The organism is Burkholderia sp. SRS-W-2-2016 (assembly GCF_001931485.1).
Lineage (GTDB): Bacteria > Pseudomonadota > Gammaproteobacteria > Burkholderiales > Burkholderiaceae > Paraburkholderia.
On record NZ_MSDV01000061.1, the window covers coordinates 15,192 to 35,996 of the forward strand.

The window sequence follows — 20,805 nt, forward strand, 5'->3', positions numbered from 1 at the left end:
GACTACCAGGGCAGCCATGCGCGACACTATTCTTGACTTCGAGGCCGGTGTGAATCAGGCGGTGATCGGTCAGCAGGCGGTGGTGCGGCAGATCGTGATCGCGTTGCTCGCCGATGGTCACGTGCTGCTCGAGAGCCTGCCGGGCCTCGCGAAAACGCGCACGGTCAAGGCCATCGCGACGCGTCTGGCTGCCACCATGAGCCGCATTCAATTCACGCCCGATCTTCTGCCGTCGGACATTACCGGCGCGGAAACGCTGCTGCAAAGCGGGAATGAACGCAGCTTCCGGTTTCAGCCGGGGCCGCTGTTCGGCAATCTGATTCTCGCCGACGAGATCAATCGCGCGCCGGCCAAAGTGCAATCGGCACTACTCGAAGCGATGGAAGAACGGCAGATCTCGGTGGCGGGACAAACGCATAAGATGCCTAAGCTTTTTCTGGTGATGGCGACGCAAAATCCGATCGAGCAGGAGGGCACGTATCCGTTGCCGGAAGCGCAAATGGATCGCTTTCTGCTGAAGGTGCAGATCGACTATCCGTCGTCGGACAGCGAGGTCGGGATGCTGCGCCTGCTGCGCGGCGAAAGCGTTGCGACCGGCGCGAGCACGGCAGTACTCGCGCAGGAAGCGATTTTCGCGGTGCGCGACGAGGTCGCGCGCATCACGGTGGCGCCCGCGATCGACGACTACATCGTCGCGCTCGTGAACGGCACGCGTGCGCCGGCGGCGCTCGACGAACAGCTCGGCAAATGGATCGAAATCGGCGCGAGTCCACGCGGTTCGATCGGGCTGGACCGCGCGAGCCGCGTGCATGCGTGGCTCGAAAACCGCACGTTCGTGACGCCCGACGACGTGCGCGCGGTCGCGCACCCGGTCCTGCGGCACCGGCTGATCCTGTCGTACGACGCGAATGCCGACAACGTCGCGGCCGATACCGTGATCGACCGGCTGATCGAAAAGGTCGCGGTGCCGGCCTGACCGCGGCCTCGTTCGCGCGGGCCGCAACGCGTGGGCCGCCGGTGCGGCGCCCATTCATCCGTACTCCGAAGAAGAGGCATGCCGTGCCAGCAACGCCGGAATCCGCGCAAGCCGCAACTACAACCGCAACCACCGCCACTGCGATCGGCAGCGTCTATGTGGACGCCGCGCATCTCGCGCGGCTCGAATTCCACGCGCGGGGCCTGAGCTTCGTCGCCCCGCCGCCGGTCACGAGCGTGCTGTCCGGCGGCCATGCGTCGCGTCTGCGCGGACGCGGACTCAATTTCGAAGAGATTCGCGGCTACGTGCCCGGCGACGATGTGCGCCATCTCGACTGGAAAGCGTCGCTGCGGCTGGGCAAGCCGCTGGTGCGCGCGTATACCGAGGAGCGCGACCGGCCGCTGCTGGTCGTCGTCGATCAGCGCATGAGCATGTTCTTCGGCTCGCGCTGCGCGTTCAAGTCGGTCACCGCGGCCGAAGTGGCCGCGCTCGCGGTATGGATGGGCTTCGCGGCCGGCGACCGGGTCGGCGGCATCGTCTTTAACGACGCCGAGGTCGCGCACGTGAAGCCGCTGCGCAGCCGCGCGCGCATCAAACAGCTCTTCGGCACGCTCGCGCGGATGAACCGGACGTTGAGCGCCGCCAGCGACGCGCGCACCGATTACCGGCAACTCGACGCCGCGCTCGAAAGCGTGCTCAGACTCGCGGGGCACGACTACCTGATCTGCGTGATCAGCGATTTCGCCGGAGCAGGGGAGCGCACGCGCCGTCTGTTGCGCGAGCTGTCCGCGCATAACGACGTGGTCGCGGCCGCGATTTTCGATCCGGCGTGGGAGCCGCTGCTGCAACCGGTCGAGCGGCGCTCGCCCGAGCATCGCGCGCTGGTGGTCAGCGAAGGGCGTTTGCAGGTCGAATTGCGATTTGCCGACGCGCGCGTGCGCACGCCGTTGTCGACGCTGTTCAGCGAACGGATGACCGAGGCCGCCGGCCTGTTGCGCGCGAGCGGCGTGCCGCTGATGGCGGTGTCGACCGGCGAGCCGTGCGTCGACCAGGTGCGACGGCTGTTCGGCGAGCGGGTTCGCCATCGCCTCCGGAGCGGCCTGTGAGCGCGCTCGCCGCGACGCCGGCGGCGCCCGATCCATCAGGACAGCTACACGAGCTGCGCGAATTGCCGTTGCCGTCGCCGGTGTCGTATGCGCCGCAAACGGTGGGCTGGCTGATCGTCGCCGCGCTGCTGCTGGCTTTGCTGGCCACCGCCGGGTGGTGTTACTGGCGGCGCCGTCGCCGGCAACGCTATCGACGCGCGGCGCTCGCCGAACTGCGCGCGCTCGAAGCGCGTCTTGCCGAATCGTCCGGCGACGTCGCGCTGCGCGCGAGCACGCTGGCCGCGTTGCCGGGTCTGCTCAAACGTACCGCGCTGGCGGCGGCGCCGCGCGCGCAGGTCGCGTCGCTGACCGGCGCCGACTGGCTCGCGTATCTGCAACGTACGCGCGGACATTTCGATGCGCGTAGCGGCGCGTGGCTCGCGCTCGCGAGCTATGCGCCGGCCGGGCAGGTCGCGGCCATTTCGCCGGCCGAACTCGCCGCGCTGATCGACCACGCGCGCGACTGGATCGAACATCATCATGTGGAAATTTGATCTGCCGTGGATGTTCGTGTTGCTGCCGTTGCCGCTCTTCGTGTGGTGGTTCGCGCCGGTGTATCGGGCGCGCGCGCCGGCGGTGCGGGTGCCGTTCTTTCACGAGATGGCCGGCGCGGCCGGCGAGAAGCCCGCGCCCGGCGGGGTGCGTCTGCGACGCAACTGGCTGCTGCGTCTGTCGATGCCCGTGCTGTGGATACTGCTGGTGGTCGCCGCCGCGAAGCCGGTGTTCGTCGAGGCGCCGCTGATTCACGACGAACCCGCGCGCGCGTTGATGCTCGCGATCGATCTGTCCGGCTCGATGGCGACGCGCGATTTCGTCGATGCGACCGGCGCGCGGCTGGACCGCCTGAGCGCGGTCAAACGGGTGGTGGCCGATTTCATCGCGCGGCGCGGCGGCGATCGGCTCGGTCTGGTCGTGTTCGGCGATGCCGCCTATCCGCAGGCGCCGTTGACGCTCGATCACAGCGCCGTGCGGATCCTGCTCGACCAGTTGCAGATCGGCATGGCGGGACCGCGCACCGCCATCGGCGATGCGATCGGCGTGACCGTCAAGCTGATGGACCAGAGCACCGCGCAGGAACGCGTGCTGATCCTGCTGAGCGACGGCAACGATACGAGCAGCGCGATTCCACCTGAACAAGCCGCGCGGATCGCCAAAGCGCATCGCCTGGTTATCCATACGATCGGCATCGGCGACCCGGCCGCGAGCGGCGAAGACAAGGTCGATCTCGACGCGCTCGCGCGAATCGCGAGCATCACCGGCGGCCAGGCGTTTCGCGCGTCGGACCGCGAACAGGATCTCGCCGACGTGTACCGCACGCTCGACCGGCTCACCCCGGAAAAAGTGCGGCGCGAAACGTACCGGCCGCAGCGCGATTACTACTGGATTCCGCTGTCGATCGCGTTGACGCTGCTGGCCGCCTATCACGTGCTCGCATGGTTGAGCGCGCTGCTGCGCGCGCCACGCGGACGAGCGGCGAGCGTGACCGGCGACGCACGCGCGGCGAGCGTGCCGCTCACGGAGGCGCGCCGTGGCGATTGACCTGAGCGCGTTTCATTTTCTGCGGCCCGTCTGGCTCCTGCTGTTAGTGCCGGCCGTGCTGCTGCCTCTCGCGTGGCTGCGCCGCAACGACGTGCGGGCGCGCTGGCGCGGCCTGATCGAGCCGGCCTTGCTCGAGCATCTGATTGTCGGCGACACGCGCCGGCGCGCGATCCAGCCGGTGCATACGCTCGGCCTGCTGCTCGGCATCGGCGCGCTGGCGGCGGCCGGGCCCACCTGGCAGCAGGAGCGGCCGCCGTTCGATCAGGACAAGGCGCCGCTCGTCGTGGTGCTGGAACTCGCGCATTCGATGGATGCGACCGACGTCGCGCCGACCCGGCTCGAACGCGCGAAACAGAAGGTGCTCGATCTCGCGCGGGTACGCAAGGGCGCGCGCACCGGTCTGGTCGTGTTCGCGGCGAGCGGGCATCTGGTGGTGCCGCCGAGCGACGACCCGGCGCTGCTCGAACTGTACGTGCCGGCGCTCTCGCCCGCGTTGATGCCGCGCGACGGCAAGAACGCGAGCGCCGGCCTCGACGTCGCCGAACGGCTGCTCGCCGACGATCCCGCGGCGGGCACGATCGTGTTCATCAGCGACGGTTTCGATGCTGGCCAGACCGATGCGTTCGTGCAGAAGGCGAAGTCGTTGCGTCATCAACTGCTGTGGCTCGCGGTCGGCACCGAACACGGCGGACCGCTTCGGGGTCCTGACGGTGGAATCGCGATGGATGCGGACGGCCGGCCATTGCTCGGCAGCTTCGACGCCGCCGCGATCCGCAAGGTCGCGGACGAGGCCCGCATCCCGCTCGCGAGCCTGCGCGTCGATGACGATGACATCACCTGGGTGCAGCATCGCGCGCAGGCCTATCTCGCGCAAGCCGACGCGGCGAAACGCGTGCCGCACTGGAAGGAGAGCGGCTACTGGCTGGTGCTGCCGCTGTTGGTGCTCGCGCTGTGGAGCTTCCGGCGCGGCTGGACCGTGAAGTGGCTGCCGGCGGTGCTGCTTGCGGTCGCGTTGAACGGCTGGCCGGGTTATGCGCGGGCGGCCGGTACGACCGACTGGCATTGGGCCGATCTGCTCGCGACGCACGATCAGCAGGGCCGCTGGTTGTTCGAGCACGGCGATTACCGGGGCGCCGCGCAACGCTTCGACGAGCCGATGTGGAAAGGCCGCGCACAGTATCTCGCGGGCGATTACGCCGCCGCGCTCGACAGCTTTTCGCGCCTGAAAAGCGCCGCCGCGTATTTTTATATCGGCAATACGCTCGCGCATCTGGACGACTACGCGGCGGCGATCAAGGCCTACGACAACGCGTTGAAACTACAACCGTCGTTTCCCGACGCCGCTGCGAATCGCGCGTTGCTGCAGAAACTGCTCGCGCAGGATCAGCGCGAACAGATGGACCCCGAACAGGAGCAACCGGATCAGATCCAGATCGACAGGAAGAAAGGGCGGGGCACCTCGGTCGTCACCGAGGGCGCGCCGCAGCCGAGTGAAGAGGTGTGGATGCGCAATCTGAATACGTCGCCGGCGCAATTTCTGCGGCAGCGGTTCGGGCAGGAATCGACGGCGCCGCGGGAGCCCGCGCAATGAGCGCGCGGCTTCGCTGCTGGTCGCGTGGCACGCGGCGATTGGCGCGCGTCGCGGCGACGCTCGTCGTGCTGATGCCGCTCGGCCTGGTCGCGCCGCTACCGTACGCGCTGGCCGCCGATGCGCCCGCTGATGCCACCGCCAAGGTGCCCGCCGACCCCGCACCGCGCACGCTGGTGCGCGCGCATCTGGAGCCGGCCGGGCCGGTCGTGGCCGGCAGCGAGGTGAAGCTGGTGGTCGAACTGCTGACCACCAGCTGGTTTACCGAGGCGCCCGACTGGCCGCTCTTCACGGTTCCCGGCGCGATCGTCAGCCTGCCTGACGAGCAGGCGCGGAATCTGTCGGAGGATATCGACGGCGTGCGCTGGTTCGGCGTGAGCCGCGCCTACCGGATCGCGCCGCAAGCGGGCCGGACTTACGACGTCGCGCCGTTCGCGATCACGCTGCATCCGGGCGGGATCGCCACGCCGGTTCAGGTGATGACGCCCGCACTCCGGTTCGTCGCGACCTTGCCGCCCGGCGCCGAACAAATGAAGCACTTTTTCGCGGCGCCGCGCGTCACGGTCACGCAGAAGATCGAGCCGCCCAACGGCCAGCTACGCGCCGGCGCGATCGTCACGCGATCGATTACGCAAACCGCGAGCGGCACCGAGTCGATGCTGATTCCACCGGTGGAATTCGGCGACGTCGACGGGCTCAAGCGGTATGCGCGCACGCCGGTCACGCACGACGTCGTGCAGGATCGCGCGGGACTGGTGGCCGGCGAGCGCACCGACAGCGTCGCGTACCTCGCCGATCACAGCGGCCGTTTCAGCCTGCCGCCGGTGACGATCGAATGGTGGGATACCGCGACGCAAAAGAAACAAAGCGTGGTGTTGCCCGGCGTCAAGCTATCAGTCTCGGCGGCGCACGAAAAGCCGCTGTTCGAGATTCCCGCCGATGCGCTCAGCCGCGGCGCCGCGCATCGGCTCGTGGTGATACATGGCGCGCACCTCGCGATCGCCGCGGCGCTCGTGCTCGTTTTGATCGCGCTGATCGGCGCGCGCGCAAGGCTCGCTGACTGCGCGCGGCGTTTGCGCGGGCGGGTCCACGCGCTGCGCGAACGTTACAGGGACGGGGAGTGGCGCGCCCGCCGCAGCCTGTACGCCGCGGCGCGTCACGGCGACCTGCGACGGCTCATCCCCGCGCTTTACCGCTGGATGGAGCGGCGCGGCGATCTGGGCAAGCCCGCGCGAGTCGATCGATTGCCGGGCGGCGCTCGCGGCGATATCAGCGCCATTGCCGAGGTCGTCGCACGGCATTACGACACGGCCAGCGCAGCCGCGCAGCCGGCACCCGCCACGCCACGCGGCTTACTCGACGCCGTGCGCGAGCTTACGAAGCGGACCCGCAAGCCGCGCCGGCGAGCGTCGCCGTTGCCTCCGCTCAATTAACGCCGGCGCCGCAGCCGGCCGTACCGTGCCGGCGACAAAGCGGCTGCCATCGCGGCCGCCATCGCGGCTGTCACGGTAATGACTTCGTGTGCGGGCTATATCGCCGGCGCTTAAAAGAAGGACTTAAAGGGCATCTAATCACGCGCCGTGCCAGCGTGCTGCCAGAGCGCTATCCATCGTATAAGTAATAGCCCGTTATATCTGTTGGCTATGCAATCCGGCACTCGGGGAATTCGATATCCAGCATTTGAAATAATCGGTAAAAAATTAGCAAACAACTTTTACCGATTATCCGAAAGCCTGCCGCATAAGGGTTACAGCGCGGAACTCGCCGGGCGCCACCGCGATACTCGGCCCGGCACCGCGATCACCTGGTCTTGATAGCGCTCGACCGGGCACACGGATTGCACGGCGCGCCTGACAGCGACGGGTCGGCAATTGTTAAATCTCGGCCGCATATCTAATTTGACATAAGATAAATTATCGACATTTTCGACGTGAAAAATCTGGCCCGGCTCCGGCGTTTTTCGCCAAACTCAAGACCTTTGCAGCTTACCGAAACAATCCGCACGCAGCCGATAAGCCGCCGCCAAACGTTTAGGGGAAAATCATTTGGCCGTTTCAACCCGGCGTTCAATTCGTGTGATTGCCGTGTGTACGGTGGCGTACATTGCACGCGACTGTTAAAGAATATTTTTCAATGCAGTCGTCCATCAAAAAACCAAGGGAATTTCATCGCTATGCAATCCCTGACAGACGTGCGTGGTCCTACTGCGGCAAAGCGGATTCGAATCGATAAAAGCGTTGCATTGAAGTCGTTCGACGAGGTGATTCCTCTGGAAACGATCGCCGAAATCAACGAATTCATCGACACCCTGTTCGGCAACACCCCGCAGCGCGCGCAATCCGGTAAGAAGATCGCCGAGATCCTGCGGCGCGGCGAAGCGTTTCGCGAACTCGAGCAGCGCATCTGCGCGAACACGCGGGCAATGGCCGCCGAGGCCGGCCGCACCGATCTACCGCTCGAACCGTTTCACGTTCTGCGTTGCGCGAGTACGGCCAGCCTCGCGGAAAGCAACAAGCGCCACTACGATTCGCACCTGCTGACGCTGCTGATTCCATTACAGCTCGCGGACGAAGGCGTTCATAACGGCGACCTCGTGATGTGGCGCAAGCCGCGCCTGTCGGTGACGACGTTCTCCAACCTGATGTGCAAGATGCGTCACGGCGTGCTGCGCAGCCTGCCGTTCCGTTGGCGCGCGTGGCACACGCTGCACGATCTGCGGGTCGGCAACTGCAAGCGCATTCCGGTGCATCCGGGCAGCGTCTACGAATTCAACGGCTTCGCGTTGCAGCATTCGAATCTCGACGTGCAGAACGGCCAGCGCCGCACCTTGCTGATTCATTACTACGATCCGGGCCATTCGCTGGGCCTGAGCGAAATGCTACGGCGCGGCCGCATCCGTTGATCCTTTCCCGCTGATCCCTTCCGGGCCGCGCGCCGCGCGGCGTTTGCCGAAGCGCCGCATGCCCTGCTTTCGCGTGGGCATGCGGCGCGCATTGTCCGATTGTCTCTGTCCGCCTGATGCCGCCCGGCGTCGCGAAGGCGAACTTTCCCTTTGCTTTTAAAGCGGCCTACACTGGTTCAAGGCTTTCTCCCGCCAGCGGCCGGGTTCCGCCCGACGCTGTGCCGACCGTCGCCCGCGCGCTCGGGCGACGGCCGTGGTGCTTCGCGAACCGCCGCGAGCCGCGCCGGTTCATGCCCAATCATCTTCCGACCGGGACGACTGATCATGGCCGATACGGGTTACATGGCACGCAAATCCGTTGCCGACATTGTCGGCAGCGCCGACGTCGACGAAGGTCACAAGCTATCGAAAACACTCGGCGCGACCAGCATCACCGCGATGGGGATCGGCGCGATCATCGGTGCCGGCATCTTCGTGCTGACCGGCACCGCCGCCGCGCAATTCGCCGGGCCGAGCATCATGCTGTCGTTCGTGCTGGGCGGCGTCGCGTGCGCGTTCGTCGGTCTGTGTTATTCGGAACTCGCCGCGATGCTGCCGGTGTGCGGCAGCAGCTACACCTATACGTATGCGACGCTCGGCGAGGTGTTCGCGTGGATCATCGGCTGGGACCTGATCCTCGAATACGCGATGGGCGCGGCGACCGTCGCGGTCGGCTGGTCCGGCTATGTCGTGAGTTTGCTGCGCAACGTCGGCATCGAGATTCCGCCGATGCTCGCGGCCGCGCCCGGCACCGTCGTTAAGCTCGCCGACGGCTCGACGGTCACCGGCCTCGTCAATCTGCCGGCGATCCTGATCGTCGCGATCCTGACCGCGATGCTGGTGATGGGCACCAAGGAGTCCGCGCGCATCAACAACATCATGGTCGCGGTCAAGCTGACCGTGGTGGTCGCGTTCATCGTGATCGGCGCGTTCTTCGTCAAGCAGGCGAACTGGCATCCGTTTATCCCGGCCAATACCGGCCAGTTCGGCAACTTCGGGTTGAGCGGGATTCTGCGCGGCTCGGCGGTGGTGTTCTTCGCGTTCATCGGCTTCGATGCGGTGTCCACCGCCGCGCAGGAGGCGCGCCAGCCGCAGCGCGACATGCCGATCGGCATTCTCGGCTCGCTGGTGATCTGTACGATCCTGTACATCCTCGTTGCCGGCGTGCTGACCGGGCTGGTGCCGTACGGCGACCTCAATGTGCCGGACCCGATCGCCAAAGGGGTCGACGCAATAGGCCTGAACTGGTTTGCGATCCTGATCAAAATCGGCGCGCTGACCGGGCTGACCACCGTGATCCTGGTGCTGCTGTACGGACAGAGCCGGATCTTCTTCACGATGTCGCAGGACGGGCTGTTGCCGCCGTTTTTCGCGCGCGTGCACGACCGGCTGCATACGCCGTATCTGAGTCAGATGCTGATCGGCACCGTGGTTGCGATCGTCGCCGCGTTGACGCCGATCGGCGTGCTCGGCGAGATGGTCAGCATCGGCACGCTGTTCGCGTTCATCCTCGTGTGCGGCGCGGTGATCTATCTGCGCCGCAGCGACTCCGACGCGGCGCGCCCGTTCCGCGCGCCGGGCGTGCCGGTGGTGCCGGTGCTCGGCATTCTGTTCTGCCTGCTGCTGATGGCCGGGCTGCCGCTCGTCACGTGGCTGCGGCTGCTCGTGTGGCTGGTGATCGGGATGGTGATCTATCTGAGCTACGGCCGCCATCATTCGGTGCTACGGCATCCTGAGCAAAAGCGACGCTGACGTTATGAGCGTCAACGCGCACACGTGGTGCGCGCCGCTCCTTGCGCTTAGCGAATAGCCGCCGCCAGTTCGTCAGCGGTTTGCCGGAAACGCCGATGCCCGGCGGCCGGCACCAGCGACCCGCCCGTCGTCCAGATCACATGCGTCGCCGCGCGCGGATCGAACTGATGGCCGCGCGTATAGTCGCGCCCCGCCGCCGATTGCGCGAGCCATCCCGGTCCGCCGACAGCCGCGGCCGCCGACGGCTCGACCTCGATCCCCAGCGTTTGCCAGAGCGTCGACAGATGCGCGTAGAGCTGCGCGTCGCTGACGGTGAACACGCCGGCCAGTTGCGCGGCCATCAACGGCGCGACCCATTGCGACGCGAGCCCGACCGCCAACCCATCCGCTTCGGTGCGATTGTCGAGCCCGATGTCGTACACGGAAACCGGGCGCTCGACGCCGGCCGCCAGCTGCACCAGCATGCACGGCGACGCGACCGGTTCGGCGAAAAAGCAATGCACGTGCGGCCCGAACAGCGCCTTCAGCCCATACGCGATGCCGCCCGGTGCGCCGCCGACGCCGCACGGCAGATACACGCACAGCGGCTGCGCGGCATCGACGACGCGCCCCGCCCGGGCCAGCTGCGTCGCCAGCTCGCGCGCGGCGGTCGCATAGCCGGTGAACAGCAGGCTCGAACGTTCGTCGTCGACGAAATGGCCGCGCGGCATCGCCCGCGCTTCGCGGCGCCCTGCCTCGACCGCCGCCGCGTAATCGCCGGCATGCTCGACCACGCGCACGCCGCGTTGGCGCAAACGGTCCTTCTTCCATGGCTTCGCGTCGGTCGACATATGCACGACCGTGTCGAAGCCGAGCGCCGCGGCCAGCACGCCGATGCTCAAGCCGAGATTGCCGGTGCTGCCGACCATCACCGTATGCCGCGCAAACAGCTCGCGCGCTTCGGCGTGCGCGAGCTTGCGGCGGTTTTCGTCAGCGGCTAGCAGCCCGTGTTCGAGCGCGATCGCTTCGGCCAGCGCGAGTACTTCGTGGAACCCGCCGCGCGCCTTGATCGAACCGGCGACCGGCAACGCGTCGTCGCGTTTGACGAACCACGTGCCCTCGCCCGCCAGCGCATCGCGCAGCGGCGCGGCGGCCATCAGCTGCGAGTCGATGCGTCCCGCGCATGCCGCGAGTTCCGGAAACAGCGCGGCCAGCAACGGCTCGCAACGCGCGAGCCGGGCGTCGGCGGAGGTGATCGTCGCGAGCGACGGCGCACTCGCCGGCAACGGCGTCCCTTCGCGCGGATTGAGCCACAGCAGCGGCTCACGCGCCTGAAGCGCGGCTAATAAGGATGCTTGCAGCGCGGAATTCATCGCAACGGCCCTTCCCTTCCAGATCAACGAGATGGCCGCGATCCTACGATGCGGCGCGTGCGCGGGAAAGCGGTCGTTTCTAATCGATGCATTAGCTACACTAATGCCTATGCAACTCGACTCCTCGCTCCTCGGCGCGCTGCGCTGCTTCGAAACCGCCGCCCGGCTGCTGAGTTTCACCCAGGCCGCGCACGCGCTGAACTTGACGCAAAGCGCGGTCAGCCAGCAGATCCGTCATCTCGAAGCACGGCTCGGCTATCCGCTGTTCGTGCGCGAGCCGCGTAGGCTCAAGCTGACCGCCAACGGCGCGGTGCTGTTCGACACGACCGCGAAAGCGCTCGCGGAAATCAACCGCACGCTGCGGCAACTCGCATTCGAGCGCGCGCCGTTGCAGGTCAACTGCCTGCCCTCGCTCGCGTTGCACTGGCTGATGCCGCGCTTGACGGAGTTTCATCGGCAGCAGCCGGACCTGTCCGTGCGCCTGAAGGCCGAGTTCCAGACACTCGATCGCCACGCGATGGACGCCGACGAAATCGACGTCGCGGTGCGCTACGATCCGGGCCACTACCGTCACGTGCAGGCCGACGTGCTGATGGACGAGTATCTGGTCGCGGTCGCGACACCCCAATATCTCGCGCGGCATCCGCGCTTCGCCAAAGGACTCGCATTCGACGGCGCGGTGCTGCTGCACGACGCGTCGCCGTGGGCCGGCGCCGCGGAATTCATCGAGTGGCGCACGTGGCTCGAAGCGTTGCGGCCGGACTGGCTCGCGCATCTCGATGGCCCGCAGTTCAACCTCGCGAGCCTCGCGGTGAGCGCGGCGCTGAATCATCAGGGCGTCGCGCTCGGCCGCAGCGCGCTGGTTCAGGACGAGCTCGACAGCGGACGGCTGATCGATGTGTTCGGCCGGCACGTGCGCGCGCCCGCGCGCTACATGCTGCTGTCGCGCCGGCCGGACGACGAGCGCGTCGCGGTGTTCTCCGCATGGATCAAAGCGGAGTGCGAGCGGTTCGAGCGGGAGCGGGCGCAGTGGTTGCGAGTTTGATGCACGCGACGGTCGCCATATGTAATGGGGGCAGCCAATCCCGCATAAGTGTAATTTGCATTCCTCACACTGTTTTTCGGAATTCGTCTATTCCGGCGGTATGCCGATTCCTTTAGCCTCTGTTTTCTCACGACTTATCGTGAAGCGAATAGACGGTTTGAACGGATGTCGGCGACGCTTTTGTAAGCAAACGGGTATTTCCCGGGAATTGTCACAGCGACATTGATCGCGTTGAGCGTCATTTAGAGGTGCCCGCGCGGCTTCTTTTACCGGGCGCTTTCTTCGTTACCGATCGCTGCGTTGCTTTATCCCGCCATTCGGGCGGTGCGTCGTCCGGTAAATTAATTTCCCTCGCCGCAGCCAGGAATAAATTGACAAGTCACTCAGACACGGTACGATCAACGGAAATCTTTTTCGGGCAGCATCGTATCCCGCGGCCGTAAGCGCTATTTAACAATGGCCATTGCGGAACGCGCAAACCGTTATACCGTCATCGATTCACGCGTAAGAAAAGAGTGCCTTCACCAGGGAGTTTCTCTTGTCCTGCTCAGCAATCCGTCTGCGTAGTCGCGCCGTCTCGCTTCTGATCACTGGTTTGCCGCTCCTGCTCGCCGCCTGCAACGACCGGCAGGCCGCGCCCACCGCCGCTTCGATGCCGCCGATTCCGGTGCTGGTCGAAACGGTCTCCACCACCGCCGTCCACGACGTCGTCGAACTGCCGGGCCGTATCGAGGCCGTGCGCAGCGCCGAGATTCGCGCGCGCGTCGACGGCATCGTGCAGCGCACGCTGTATCAGGAAGGCACCGACCTGCCGGCCAATGCGCCGCTGTTCCAGATCGATCCGAGCGACTATCGCGCGCAATTACAGCAGGCCCAGGCCGCGCTCTCGCGCGCGACCGCGGTGCGCGACAACGCGGCTTCGGTGGTCGAGCGCTTCAAACCCCTGGTGGGCCGTCACGCGGTCAGCGCGCAGGAATACGACGCCGCGCTCGCGACAATGCAACAGGCCCAGGCCAACGTCGCCGATGCGAAGGCCGCGGTATCGCTCGCGCAATTGCGGCTCGATCGCTGCATCGTGCGCACGCCGATCGCCGGCCGCGCGGGCCGCGCGCTCGTCACCGAGGGCGCGCTGGTCAGCGCCGGCGCGGCCACCCTGCTCACCCAGGTCAATCAGCTGACGCCGATCAACGCGGTGTTCACGCAGTCGAACACCGCGATGCTCGATATCGAACAGCAGATCCAGTCCGGCGCGCGCCAGCCGACCAGCATGAAGCACGTCGAGGTGCAGCTGATTCTCGCGAACGGTCAGGTCTATAACGAGCGCGGTTTTCTGGACTTCGCCGACCTCGTCGTCGATCCGTCCACCGGCACGCAGACGGTGCGCGCGCAGTTCTCGAACCCTAACCGCACGCTGTTGCCCGGCCAGTTCGTGCGCGGGCGCATCATCGCGGCGGGCAACCTGCAAGGGATCCGGATTCCGGAGCGCGCGGTGCAGCTCGATAACGGTATCGCGAGCGTCGCGCTGGTCGCCGAGGACGGCACCGTGGTCCGCCGCAACATCGATCTGGGCGACCAGGGCGAAGGCCGCTGGACCGTGCGCGACGGGCTGAAAGCCGGCGAGCGGGTGATCGTCGACGGCTGGCAGAAGGTGCAGCCGGGCCAGCGCGTCGACGCGCGGCCCGCGCCCGACGCGGCGCAGCCCGCACCGGGCGCGCAGGCCGCAGCGACGGCTCCGGCCGAACCGCCGGCGACGCAGCCGGCCCCGGCTTCGGCCACCCGCTGACCGGGCCCGCGCATGAATCGATTCTTCGTCGCCCGGCCGGTTTTCGCGTGGGTCATCGCGCTCTTCACAGTGCTGTTCGGCGGTATCGCGCTCGCGCTGCTGCCGGTCGAACAGTATCCCGACGTCGCCCCGCCGTCGCTCAGCATCACCGCGGCTTTCAGCGGCGCCGACGCGCGCACGCTCGAGCGCACCGTCACGTCGATCGTCGAAGACGAGATGAACGGGATCGAGAACTTCCTGTACATGTCGTCGACGAGCCGCTCGAACGGCACGATGCAGATCACCGTGGTGCTCAAGCCCGGCACCAATCTCGACATCGCCCGCACCCAGGTGCAGGACCGTCTCGCCCGGGTCGAGCCGCGCTTGCCGCTCGAAGTGCGCCAGGTCGGCGTGCGCGTGACCAAGGCGTCGTCCGGCTTTCTGATGCTGATCGCGCTGCAGGCGGTCGACGGCGCCACCAGCGCGGTCGCGATGGGCAACTTCGCGTCGAACAACATCGTCAACGAGTTGCGCCGCATTGACGGCGTCGGCGACGTGCAGCTGTTCGGCTCGTCGTACGCGATGCGGATCTGGCTCGATCCGAGCAAGCTTGCGGGCTTCGGGCTGTCGGCGAGCGAGGTGCTGCAGGCGATCCAGGAGCAGAACAGCCAGACCGCCGGCGGCGGCCTCGGCGATCAGCCGATCGCGCCCGGCTCCGAATTCACCGCGCAGATCGTCACGCAAAGCCGCTTCTCGACGCCCGAGCAGTTCCGCGAAATCATCGTGCGCGCGAATCCGGACGGCTCGACCGTGCGGGTCGGCGACGTCGCCCGGGTCGAACTCGGCAACGACAGCTACGGCAACCGCCTGACCGTCAACGGCAAGGCGTCGGCCGGTATCGCGATCCAGCTCGCGAGCGGCGCGAACGCGCTGGCGGTCGCCAATGCGGTGCGCCAGCGCATGACCGAATTGCAATCCACGTTCCCGCGCGGCGTTAGCTGGGCGGTGCCGTTCGACACCACGCCGTTCATCACGACCTCGGTGCACGGCGTGATCCGCACGATGATCGAGGCGCTGCTGCTGGTCACGGTAGTGGTGTTCCTGTTCCTGCAGGACTGGCGCGCGACGCTGGTCCCCACGATCGTCGTGCCGATCGCGCTGATCGGCACCTGCGCGGGGCTCTATCTGTTCGGACTGTCCATCAATATCCTGTCGCTGTTCGGGATGGTGGTCGCGATCGGTATCCTCAACGACGACGCGATCGTGGTGGTCGAAAACGTCGCGCGGATCATGCGCGAGGAAGGCCTGAGCGCGCCGCGCGCGACCGTCAAGGCGATCGGCCAGATTTCCGGCGCGGCGATCGCCAGTACGCTGGTGCTGGTCGCGGTGTTCATCCCGATGGCGTTTTTCCCCGGCTCGACCGGCGGCATCTACCGGCAGTTTTCGGTGACGCTGGCGGTGTCGATCATGCTGTCCACCCTGCTCGCGCTGACGCTCGGCGCGGCGATGTGCGCGGCGCTGCTCAGAAGCGAGGCGCAGGCCGCCAGCGCGAAGCCGAAAAACGCCGCGTCGCGGCTAATGCATCGCGTGTTCGACGGTTTCAATCGCGGCCTCGAAGCGGGCACCGTGCGTTATATCGGCGGCGTCGATTCGATGCTGCGCTCGCCGATGCGCTGGCTGCTGGTGTTCGTCGCGGCCTGCGCGATCACGGTGTTTTTCTTCATGCGCCTGCCGACCGGCTTTCTGCCGACCGAGGACCAGGGGCATATTTTCGTCACCTATACCGGCGCGCCCGGTTCGACCGAACAGCGCACGCAGCACGCGATCGACCAGGTCGAGGCGTTTTTGCGCCAGCAGCCGCAGGTGCGCAATATCGCTTCGGTGACGGGCTTCAGCTTCTTTGGCCAGGGGCAGTCGGCGGCGTTGTCGTTCGTCGATCTGAAGCCGTGGGACGAACGCTCCGGCGAAGCGAATTCGGCCAGCGCGCTGGTGCGCCGCGCGAATGCCGCGTTCATGCAGATCCCCGAGGCGCTGATCTTCTCGCTCGATCCGCCGCCTATTCCGTCGCTCGGCAATGCGACCGGCTTCACGATGAAGATCCAGGACCGCAGCGGTGTGGGCGGCGACGCGTTGCAGCAGGCGGCCCGCCGCATCATGATCGAGGCGGCGCAAAGCCCGATTCTCGCCGGCGTGCGCGCCGAGGGGATGCCGGAGGCGCCGCAACTGTATGTCGAGATCGACCGCGTGAAGGCGCGCGCGCTCGGCCTGCAGATCGGTCAGGTGAACCAGGCGCTGGCGCTGACCTTCGGCGCGAACTACGTGAACGACTTCGTGTTCGAGGGCAACGTGCTGCGCGTGCTGCTGCAGGCCGACGCCGAGCACCGGACGCGCGCGGACGATGTGACCTCGCTGCGGCTGCGCAACGATCGCGGCGAGATGGTGCCGTTCTCGGCCTTCACGCGGGTGCGCTGGATTTCCGGTCCGCAGCAGCTCGAACGCTATAACGGCTTCCCGTCGTCGACGCTGTCGGGCCAGGCCGCGCCCGGCCGTTCGAGCGGCGCGGCGATCGCCGAGATGGAACGGATCGCGTCGCACGTGCTGAGCGGCAACCTGACCTACGAATGGACCGGCACCGCGTTCGAGGAAAAACAGGCGGCCGGTCAGATCGGCATGCTGCTGGGTTTGTCGCTGATCGTGGTGTTCCTGCTGCTCGCCGCGCTGTACGAGAGCTGGGCGATTCCGGTCGCGGTGCTGCTGATCATCCCGTTCGGCGTGATCGGCGCGGTGCTGCTGACGATGCTGCGCGGGCTGTCCGCCGACGTGTACTTCAATATCGGCCTTGTGACGATCATCGGCCTCGCGGCGAAGAACGCGATCCTGATCGTCGAGTTCGCGATCAAGGAGGAGTCCGAAGGCAAGGACGCGTGGGCCGCCGCGAAAAACGGCGCGCAGCAGCGGCTGCGGCCGATTCTGATGACCAGCGTCACGTTCGTGCTCGGCATGCTGCCGCTCGTGCTCGCGACCGGCGCGGGCGCGGCGAGCCGGCGCGCGGTCGGCACCGGCGTGATGGGCAGTATGTTGACCGCGACGCTGTTCGGGATCTTCTTCACGCCGCTGTTCTACGTGGCCGCGCGCCGCTGGCTGAGCCGCAAGAAGCGCAGTATCGATCTCGACGACGACCTGCCGCCGCTCGCCCCCGAGGCCGGCGACGCCAAAGGCGGAGGACGGCACGATGCGTAAGCGCCTGTTCAAACCGTTGCTCGGCTCGCTGCTGTGCGGCTCGCTCGCCGCGTGCAATTTCGCACCGACTTATCAGCAGCCCGAACTACCGATCGCCGAACACTTCGAGACGACCGACGCCGCCAATCCGGAACTCGCGCATCTGGCTAGCGAGATCGACTGGCAGAGCTTTTTCGCCGATCCGCAACTGAAGCAGCTGATCGAAACCGCGCTCGCGCGCAATCGCGATCTGGCCGCGTCGGTCGCGCGGATCGAACAGGCGCAAGCGTTCTACCGGATCCAGAACGCCGCGCGGCTGCCGCAGGTCAATGCGAATGCGGGCGCGACGCGCAGCAAGACGCCGCTCGGCGCGATCGATCCCGAGTTCGACAACACCGATATCTCGGTGCAGTTCAACCAGTACAACGTGCAGGCGGCGGTCACGTCGTTCGAGCTGGATTTCTGGGGACGTGTGCGCAATACCAGCGAGGCCGCGCGACGCCGCTATCTGGCGAGCGTCGATGCGCAGCGTGCGTTCCGTTTGTCGCTGATCGGCAACGTCGCGTCGAACTACTACGCAATCCGCTCCGGCGACGAAGGGATCGAACTCGCGCAGCGCACGCTGGAAAGCCGCCGCTACGCGTTCGAGGTCGCGCAGCTGCGGCTCGAGGCGGGCGTCACGTCGATGGTCGATTACGAGCAGGCGCGGATTCTGGTCACGCAGGCGCAGACCCAGCTTGCCGAGTTGCAACGGACTACCGCGCAGCAGCGTCATCTGCTGGAAGTGTTGATCGGCGGACCGGCCGGCGAGGCGTTGCCGCAGCCGTCGTCGATTGCGGATGCCGCGCAGTTCGGCGAGATCGACCCGGGTTTGCCGTCCGCGTTGCTGATCAACCGGCCCGATATCCAGCAGGCCGAGCAGCAATTGCGCGCGGCCAATGCGGATATCGGCGCCGCGCGCGCGGACTTCTTCCCGCGCATCTCGCTGACCGGCAGCTTCGGCTATGTGTCGTCGGAACTCGGCGATCTGTTCGTGCCCGGCAAGCAGGCGTGGACGATCGGCGCGCTGGTCGGCATGCCGATCTTCGATGGCGGGCAACGCAGCGCGCAGCTGTCGCAAGCGCGCGCGCGGCGCGACGAGCTGGTCGCCAGTTACCAGAGCACCGTGCAGAACGCGTTTCGTGAGGTGTCCGATGCATTGGTCGGGCGGCAGCGCTACAAGGAACAGATCGCCGCGCAGGAACAGGCGGTGCAGGCGCAACGCGATCTCGCGGAGACCGCGCAGTTGCGCTACGACAACGGGATTTCGATCTATCTGGAAGTGGTGGATGCGCGGCGCAATCTGTTCGCCGCCGAGCAGCAGTTGATTACGCTGCGGGCGACCGCGTTGCAGAACGGCGTGTCGCTGTATCTGGCGCTGGGTGGCGGGCCGGATGGGCAGTACGGCGCCGGCGCGCCGGCAGGTACGGCGCTCAATGCTTCACCGGCTCAACAAATCCCGCCGTCCAATTGAAAACGGCGCGCCAGAGTGGCGCGCCGTATCTTTCGTGGTGATCGCCGGCAGCGAGCCGGCGGATTCCGCTAATTGATCTGATTGAGCGGATTAGCCCAGCGTCACATCGACCGATGCCTGTTCGCCGTCGCGCACCACGGTGACCGATACGCTGTCGTCCGCCTGCGAAATCATCCGGCGCAGTTGCTCGACGCTGCGGATCAGCTTACCGTCGACCGCGACGATGATGTCGCCAGCCTGGATGCCCGCTTCGGCGGCCGGACCGGTCGCCTGCTGCACCACCACCCCACCCGGCAATTGCGCCTGCTGCTGCTCGTCTTCGCTGAGCGGACGCACGGCGACGCCCAGACGCGGACGGTTCTGCTGTTGCGGGCGCTGCTGGAACTGCTCGCGCGGCGCGGCCTGCGCGAGTTCGGACGCTTGCTGCGCGCCGATCGTGACCGACAGCTTGCGCTCGGCGCCGTTGCGCCACACGCTGATCGTCGCATCGCTGCCCGGCGACAGTTGCGCGACCTGGCCGACCAGTTCAGTAGCACTACCGATATGTTTGCCGTTCACGCCGACGATCACGTCGCCCTGACGCAGACCGGCCGCTTGCGCGGGGCCGCTCGGATCGACCGAGCCGACCAGCACGCCGCCGTTCGCGTTCAGGCCGAGGGCCTTCGCCTTGTCGGCGCTGAGCGGCTGCACGCCCACGCCGATCCGGCCGCGGGTCACGTGACCGGTGCGCACGAGCTGGTCTTTCACGTGCATCGCCGCGTCGATCGGAATCGCGAACGACAGGCCCTGGAAGCCGCCGGTGCGCGAATAGATCATCGAGTTGATGCCGATCACTTCGCCGTTCAGGTTGAACAGCGGGCCGCCAGAATTGCCCGGGTTGACCGGCACGTCGGTCTGGATGAACGGGATCGGGCTGTCGTCGGAGAACGAGCGCGACTTCGCGCTGATGATGCCCGAGGTCACCGTGCTGTCGAAGCCGTACGGCGAGCCGATCGCGACCACCCATTCGCCGACCTTGCTGCTGTCCGGATTGCCGATCTTCACGGTCGGCAGATCCGACGCGTCGATCTTGACGACGGCGACGTCGGTCGCCTTGTCCTTGCCGATCACGCGCGCGCGGAATTCGCGGCCGTCGGTCAGCTTCACGCTGACGCTGCTCGCGCCGTCGACCACGTGATTGTTGGTGAGGATGTAGCCGTCCTGGCTGATGATGAAACCCGAGCCGAGCGCTTCGCCGCCGCTCTTGCGGTCGCCGTTTTCATCGACCGATGCCGCCGACTTGACGCCGATATGCACGACCGCCGGGCCATAGCGCGTCACGATGCCGGAGAAGTCCGGCGCCGACGACCGCGAGCTGCTGATATCCGCGGTCGCGCGCAGCGAGGAGGCCGGGGCTTGCGCATCGTTGACGGACGCATCGGCGTCGCGATGGCTGAGCGCGTACGCGCCGCCGACAGCGAGTACAACGCAGATCGCAGCGCTGCCGCGCCAGTATTTCTTGGTGGTCATAGTCGGGGAATATTGCCGAGGATTACGAGATGGATGCGTAATGTAGTGGCGGCCACTTAAAGGAATCTTAAAGATGGTGTGCGATCGCAACGAATCGGGGGGAACCAGGGATGATGCGGATTTCCCCTGCTTTTCCAGGGGTATTTGGGGTTTGGGGCGGAGGTGCTGCGTTCGACGAGTGGCTGGATGGAAGTTGGAGGTGTGGATGACACGCTCCGATTTTCAACGTGCTTCCACGCCAGAATCTTTTATCGTTTCGTATAACCCGGAATTGCAGCAAATCGAACTGTTTTCGGCCAAGGACGAAGACCTCGCTCGACTCCGCGAAACAAATGTCGTTGGAGCATGAGCAACTCACACTGAGACCGAACACCAAAAACGAAAACCCTGCCCGATTCCCCTCTCCAAGTCGAGCCAATCCGCTCCGCCAAACCCCACCCGTTGAGCGATCCCCACCACTGCCC

At 66.4% G+C, this 20,805-nt stretch carries 15 protein-coding genes; 13 read left to right on the plus strand and 2 right to left on the minus strand.

Features of this window, described 5'->3' with window-relative positions; genetic code table 11:
- The first annotated feature begins 16 nt into the window (after positions 1-16).
- The 8 genes from BTH42_RS26410 to BTH42_RS26445 all read left to right on the plus strand — a co-directional run bounded on the left by BTH42_RS26410 (position 17) and on the right by BTH42_RS26445 (position 9,941).
- On the plus strand, positions 17-976 hold the full coding sequence (locus BTH42_RS26410) for a MoxR family ATPase (protein ID WP_075304125.1): 960 nt from the start codon (positions 17-19) through the stop codon (positions 974-976).
- A 143-nt stretch (positions 977-1,119) separates the two neighbouring features.
- A complete protein-coding gene (locus tag BTH42_RS26415) occupies positions 1,120-2,082 on the plus strand; it encodes a DUF58 domain-containing protein (RefSeq protein WP_075304138.1) in 963 nt (320 codons plus the stop codon).
- Positions 2,079-2,615, plus strand: a complete 537-nt coding sequence (locus BTH42_RS26420) for a DUF4381 domain-containing protein (protein ID WP_075304126.1) — start codon at positions 2,079-2,081, stop codon at positions 2,613-2,615. Before BTH42_RS26415 ends, BTH42_RS26420 begins: the two co-directional genes overlap by 4 nt.
- Complete coding sequence (locus tag BTH42_RS26425) at positions 2,602-3,660, plus strand: VWA domain-containing protein (protein WP_083654922.1); 1,059 nt, start codon at positions 2,602-2,604, stop codon at positions 3,658-3,660. The genes BTH42_RS26420 and BTH42_RS26425 overlap by 14 nt, the downstream gene beginning before the upstream one ends.
- Entirely contained in the window at positions 3,650-5,251 is a 1,602-nt protein-coding gene (locus BTH42_RS26430) for a VWA domain-containing protein (RefSeq protein ID WP_075304127.1), read from the plus strand. Before BTH42_RS26425 ends, BTH42_RS26430 begins: the two co-directional genes overlap by 11 nt.
- Positions 5,248-6,681, plus strand: a complete 1,434-nt coding sequence (locus BTH42_RS26435) for a BatD family protein (RefSeq protein WP_083654923.1) — start codon at positions 5,248-5,250, stop codon at positions 6,679-6,681. Before BTH42_RS26430 ends, BTH42_RS26435 begins: the two co-directional genes overlap by 4 nt.
- Before the next feature lie 740 nt (positions 6,682-7,421).
- Positions 7,422-8,150 (plus strand): hypothetical protein, encoded by a 729-nt coding sequence (locus BTH42_RS26440; RefSeq protein WP_075304128.1) that lies wholly within the window; start codon positions 7,422-7,424, stop codon positions 8,148-8,150.
- A gap of 324 nt (positions 8,151-8,474) precedes the next feature.
- The gene (locus tag BTH42_RS26445; protein WP_075304129.1) at positions 8,475-9,941 is read left to right on the plus strand and encodes an amino acid permease; all 1,467 of its coding nucleotides are present in this window, start codon (positions 8,475-8,477) and stop codon (positions 9,939-9,941) included.
- Positions 9,942-9,988: 47 nt separating this feature from the next.
- Here the strand turns inward: BTH42_RS26445 and BTH42_RS26450 are convergent, their stop codons facing one another.
- Positions 9,989-11,293 carry a D-serine ammonia-lyase gene (locus BTH42_RS26450; protein WP_075304130.1) on the minus strand — a complete coding sequence of 435 codons (1,305 nt, stop codon included), beginning with the start codon at positions 11,291-11,293 and terminating at the stop codon, positions 9,989-9,991.
- 103 nt (positions 11,294-11,396) lie between these two features.
- Between BTH42_RS26450 and BTH42_RS26455 the strand changes: the two genes are divergently transcribed.
- From BTH42_RS26455 to BTH42_RS26470, 4 genes are all read left to right on the plus strand, one after another.
- Positions 11,397-12,338, plus strand: coding sequence for a LysR substrate-binding domain-containing protein (locus BTH42_RS26455; RefSeq protein WP_075304131.1), 942 nt, complete (start codon positions 11,397-11,399; stop codon positions 12,336-12,338).
- A 538-nt stretch (positions 12,339-12,876) separates the two neighbouring features.
- Positions 12,877-14,121: an efflux RND transporter periplasmic adaptor subunit gene (locus BTH42_RS26460; RefSeq protein ID WP_075304132.1), complete on the plus strand. Its 1,245-nt coding sequence runs from the start codon at positions 12,877-12,879 to the stop codon at positions 14,119-14,121.
- A 12-nt stretch (positions 14,122-14,133) separates the two neighbouring features.
- Complete coding sequence (locus BTH42_RS26465) at positions 14,134-17,340, plus strand: multidrug efflux RND transporter permease subunit (protein ID WP_075304133.1); 3,207 nt, start codon at positions 14,134-14,136, stop codon at positions 17,338-17,340.
- Positions 17,333-18,832: an efflux transporter outer membrane subunit gene (locus BTH42_RS26470; protein WP_075304134.1), complete on the plus strand. Its 1,500-nt coding sequence runs from the start codon at positions 17,333-17,335 to the stop codon at positions 18,830-18,832. Before BTH42_RS26465 ends, BTH42_RS26470 begins: the two co-directional genes overlap by 8 nt.
- A 90-nt stretch (positions 18,833-18,922) precedes the next feature.
- Here BTH42_RS26470 and BTH42_RS26475 read toward each other — a convergent pair whose 3' ends face one another.
- Positions 18,923-20,341, minus strand: a complete 1,419-nt coding sequence (locus BTH42_RS26475; protein ID WP_075304135.1) for a trypsin-like peptidase domain-containing protein — start codon at positions 20,339-20,341, stop codon at positions 18,923-18,925.
- Positions 20,342-20,546: 205 nt separating this feature from the next.
- Here BTH42_RS26475 and BTH42_RS35630 point away from each other — a divergent pair, with 205 nt between their 5' ends.
- The gene (locus BTH42_RS35630) at positions 20,547-20,690 is read left to right on the plus strand and encodes a hypothetical protein (protein ID WP_178392243.1); all 144 of its coding nucleotides are present in this window, start codon (positions 20,547-20,549) and stop codon (positions 20,688-20,690) included.
- Positions 20,691-20,805 lie beyond the last annotated feature (115 nt).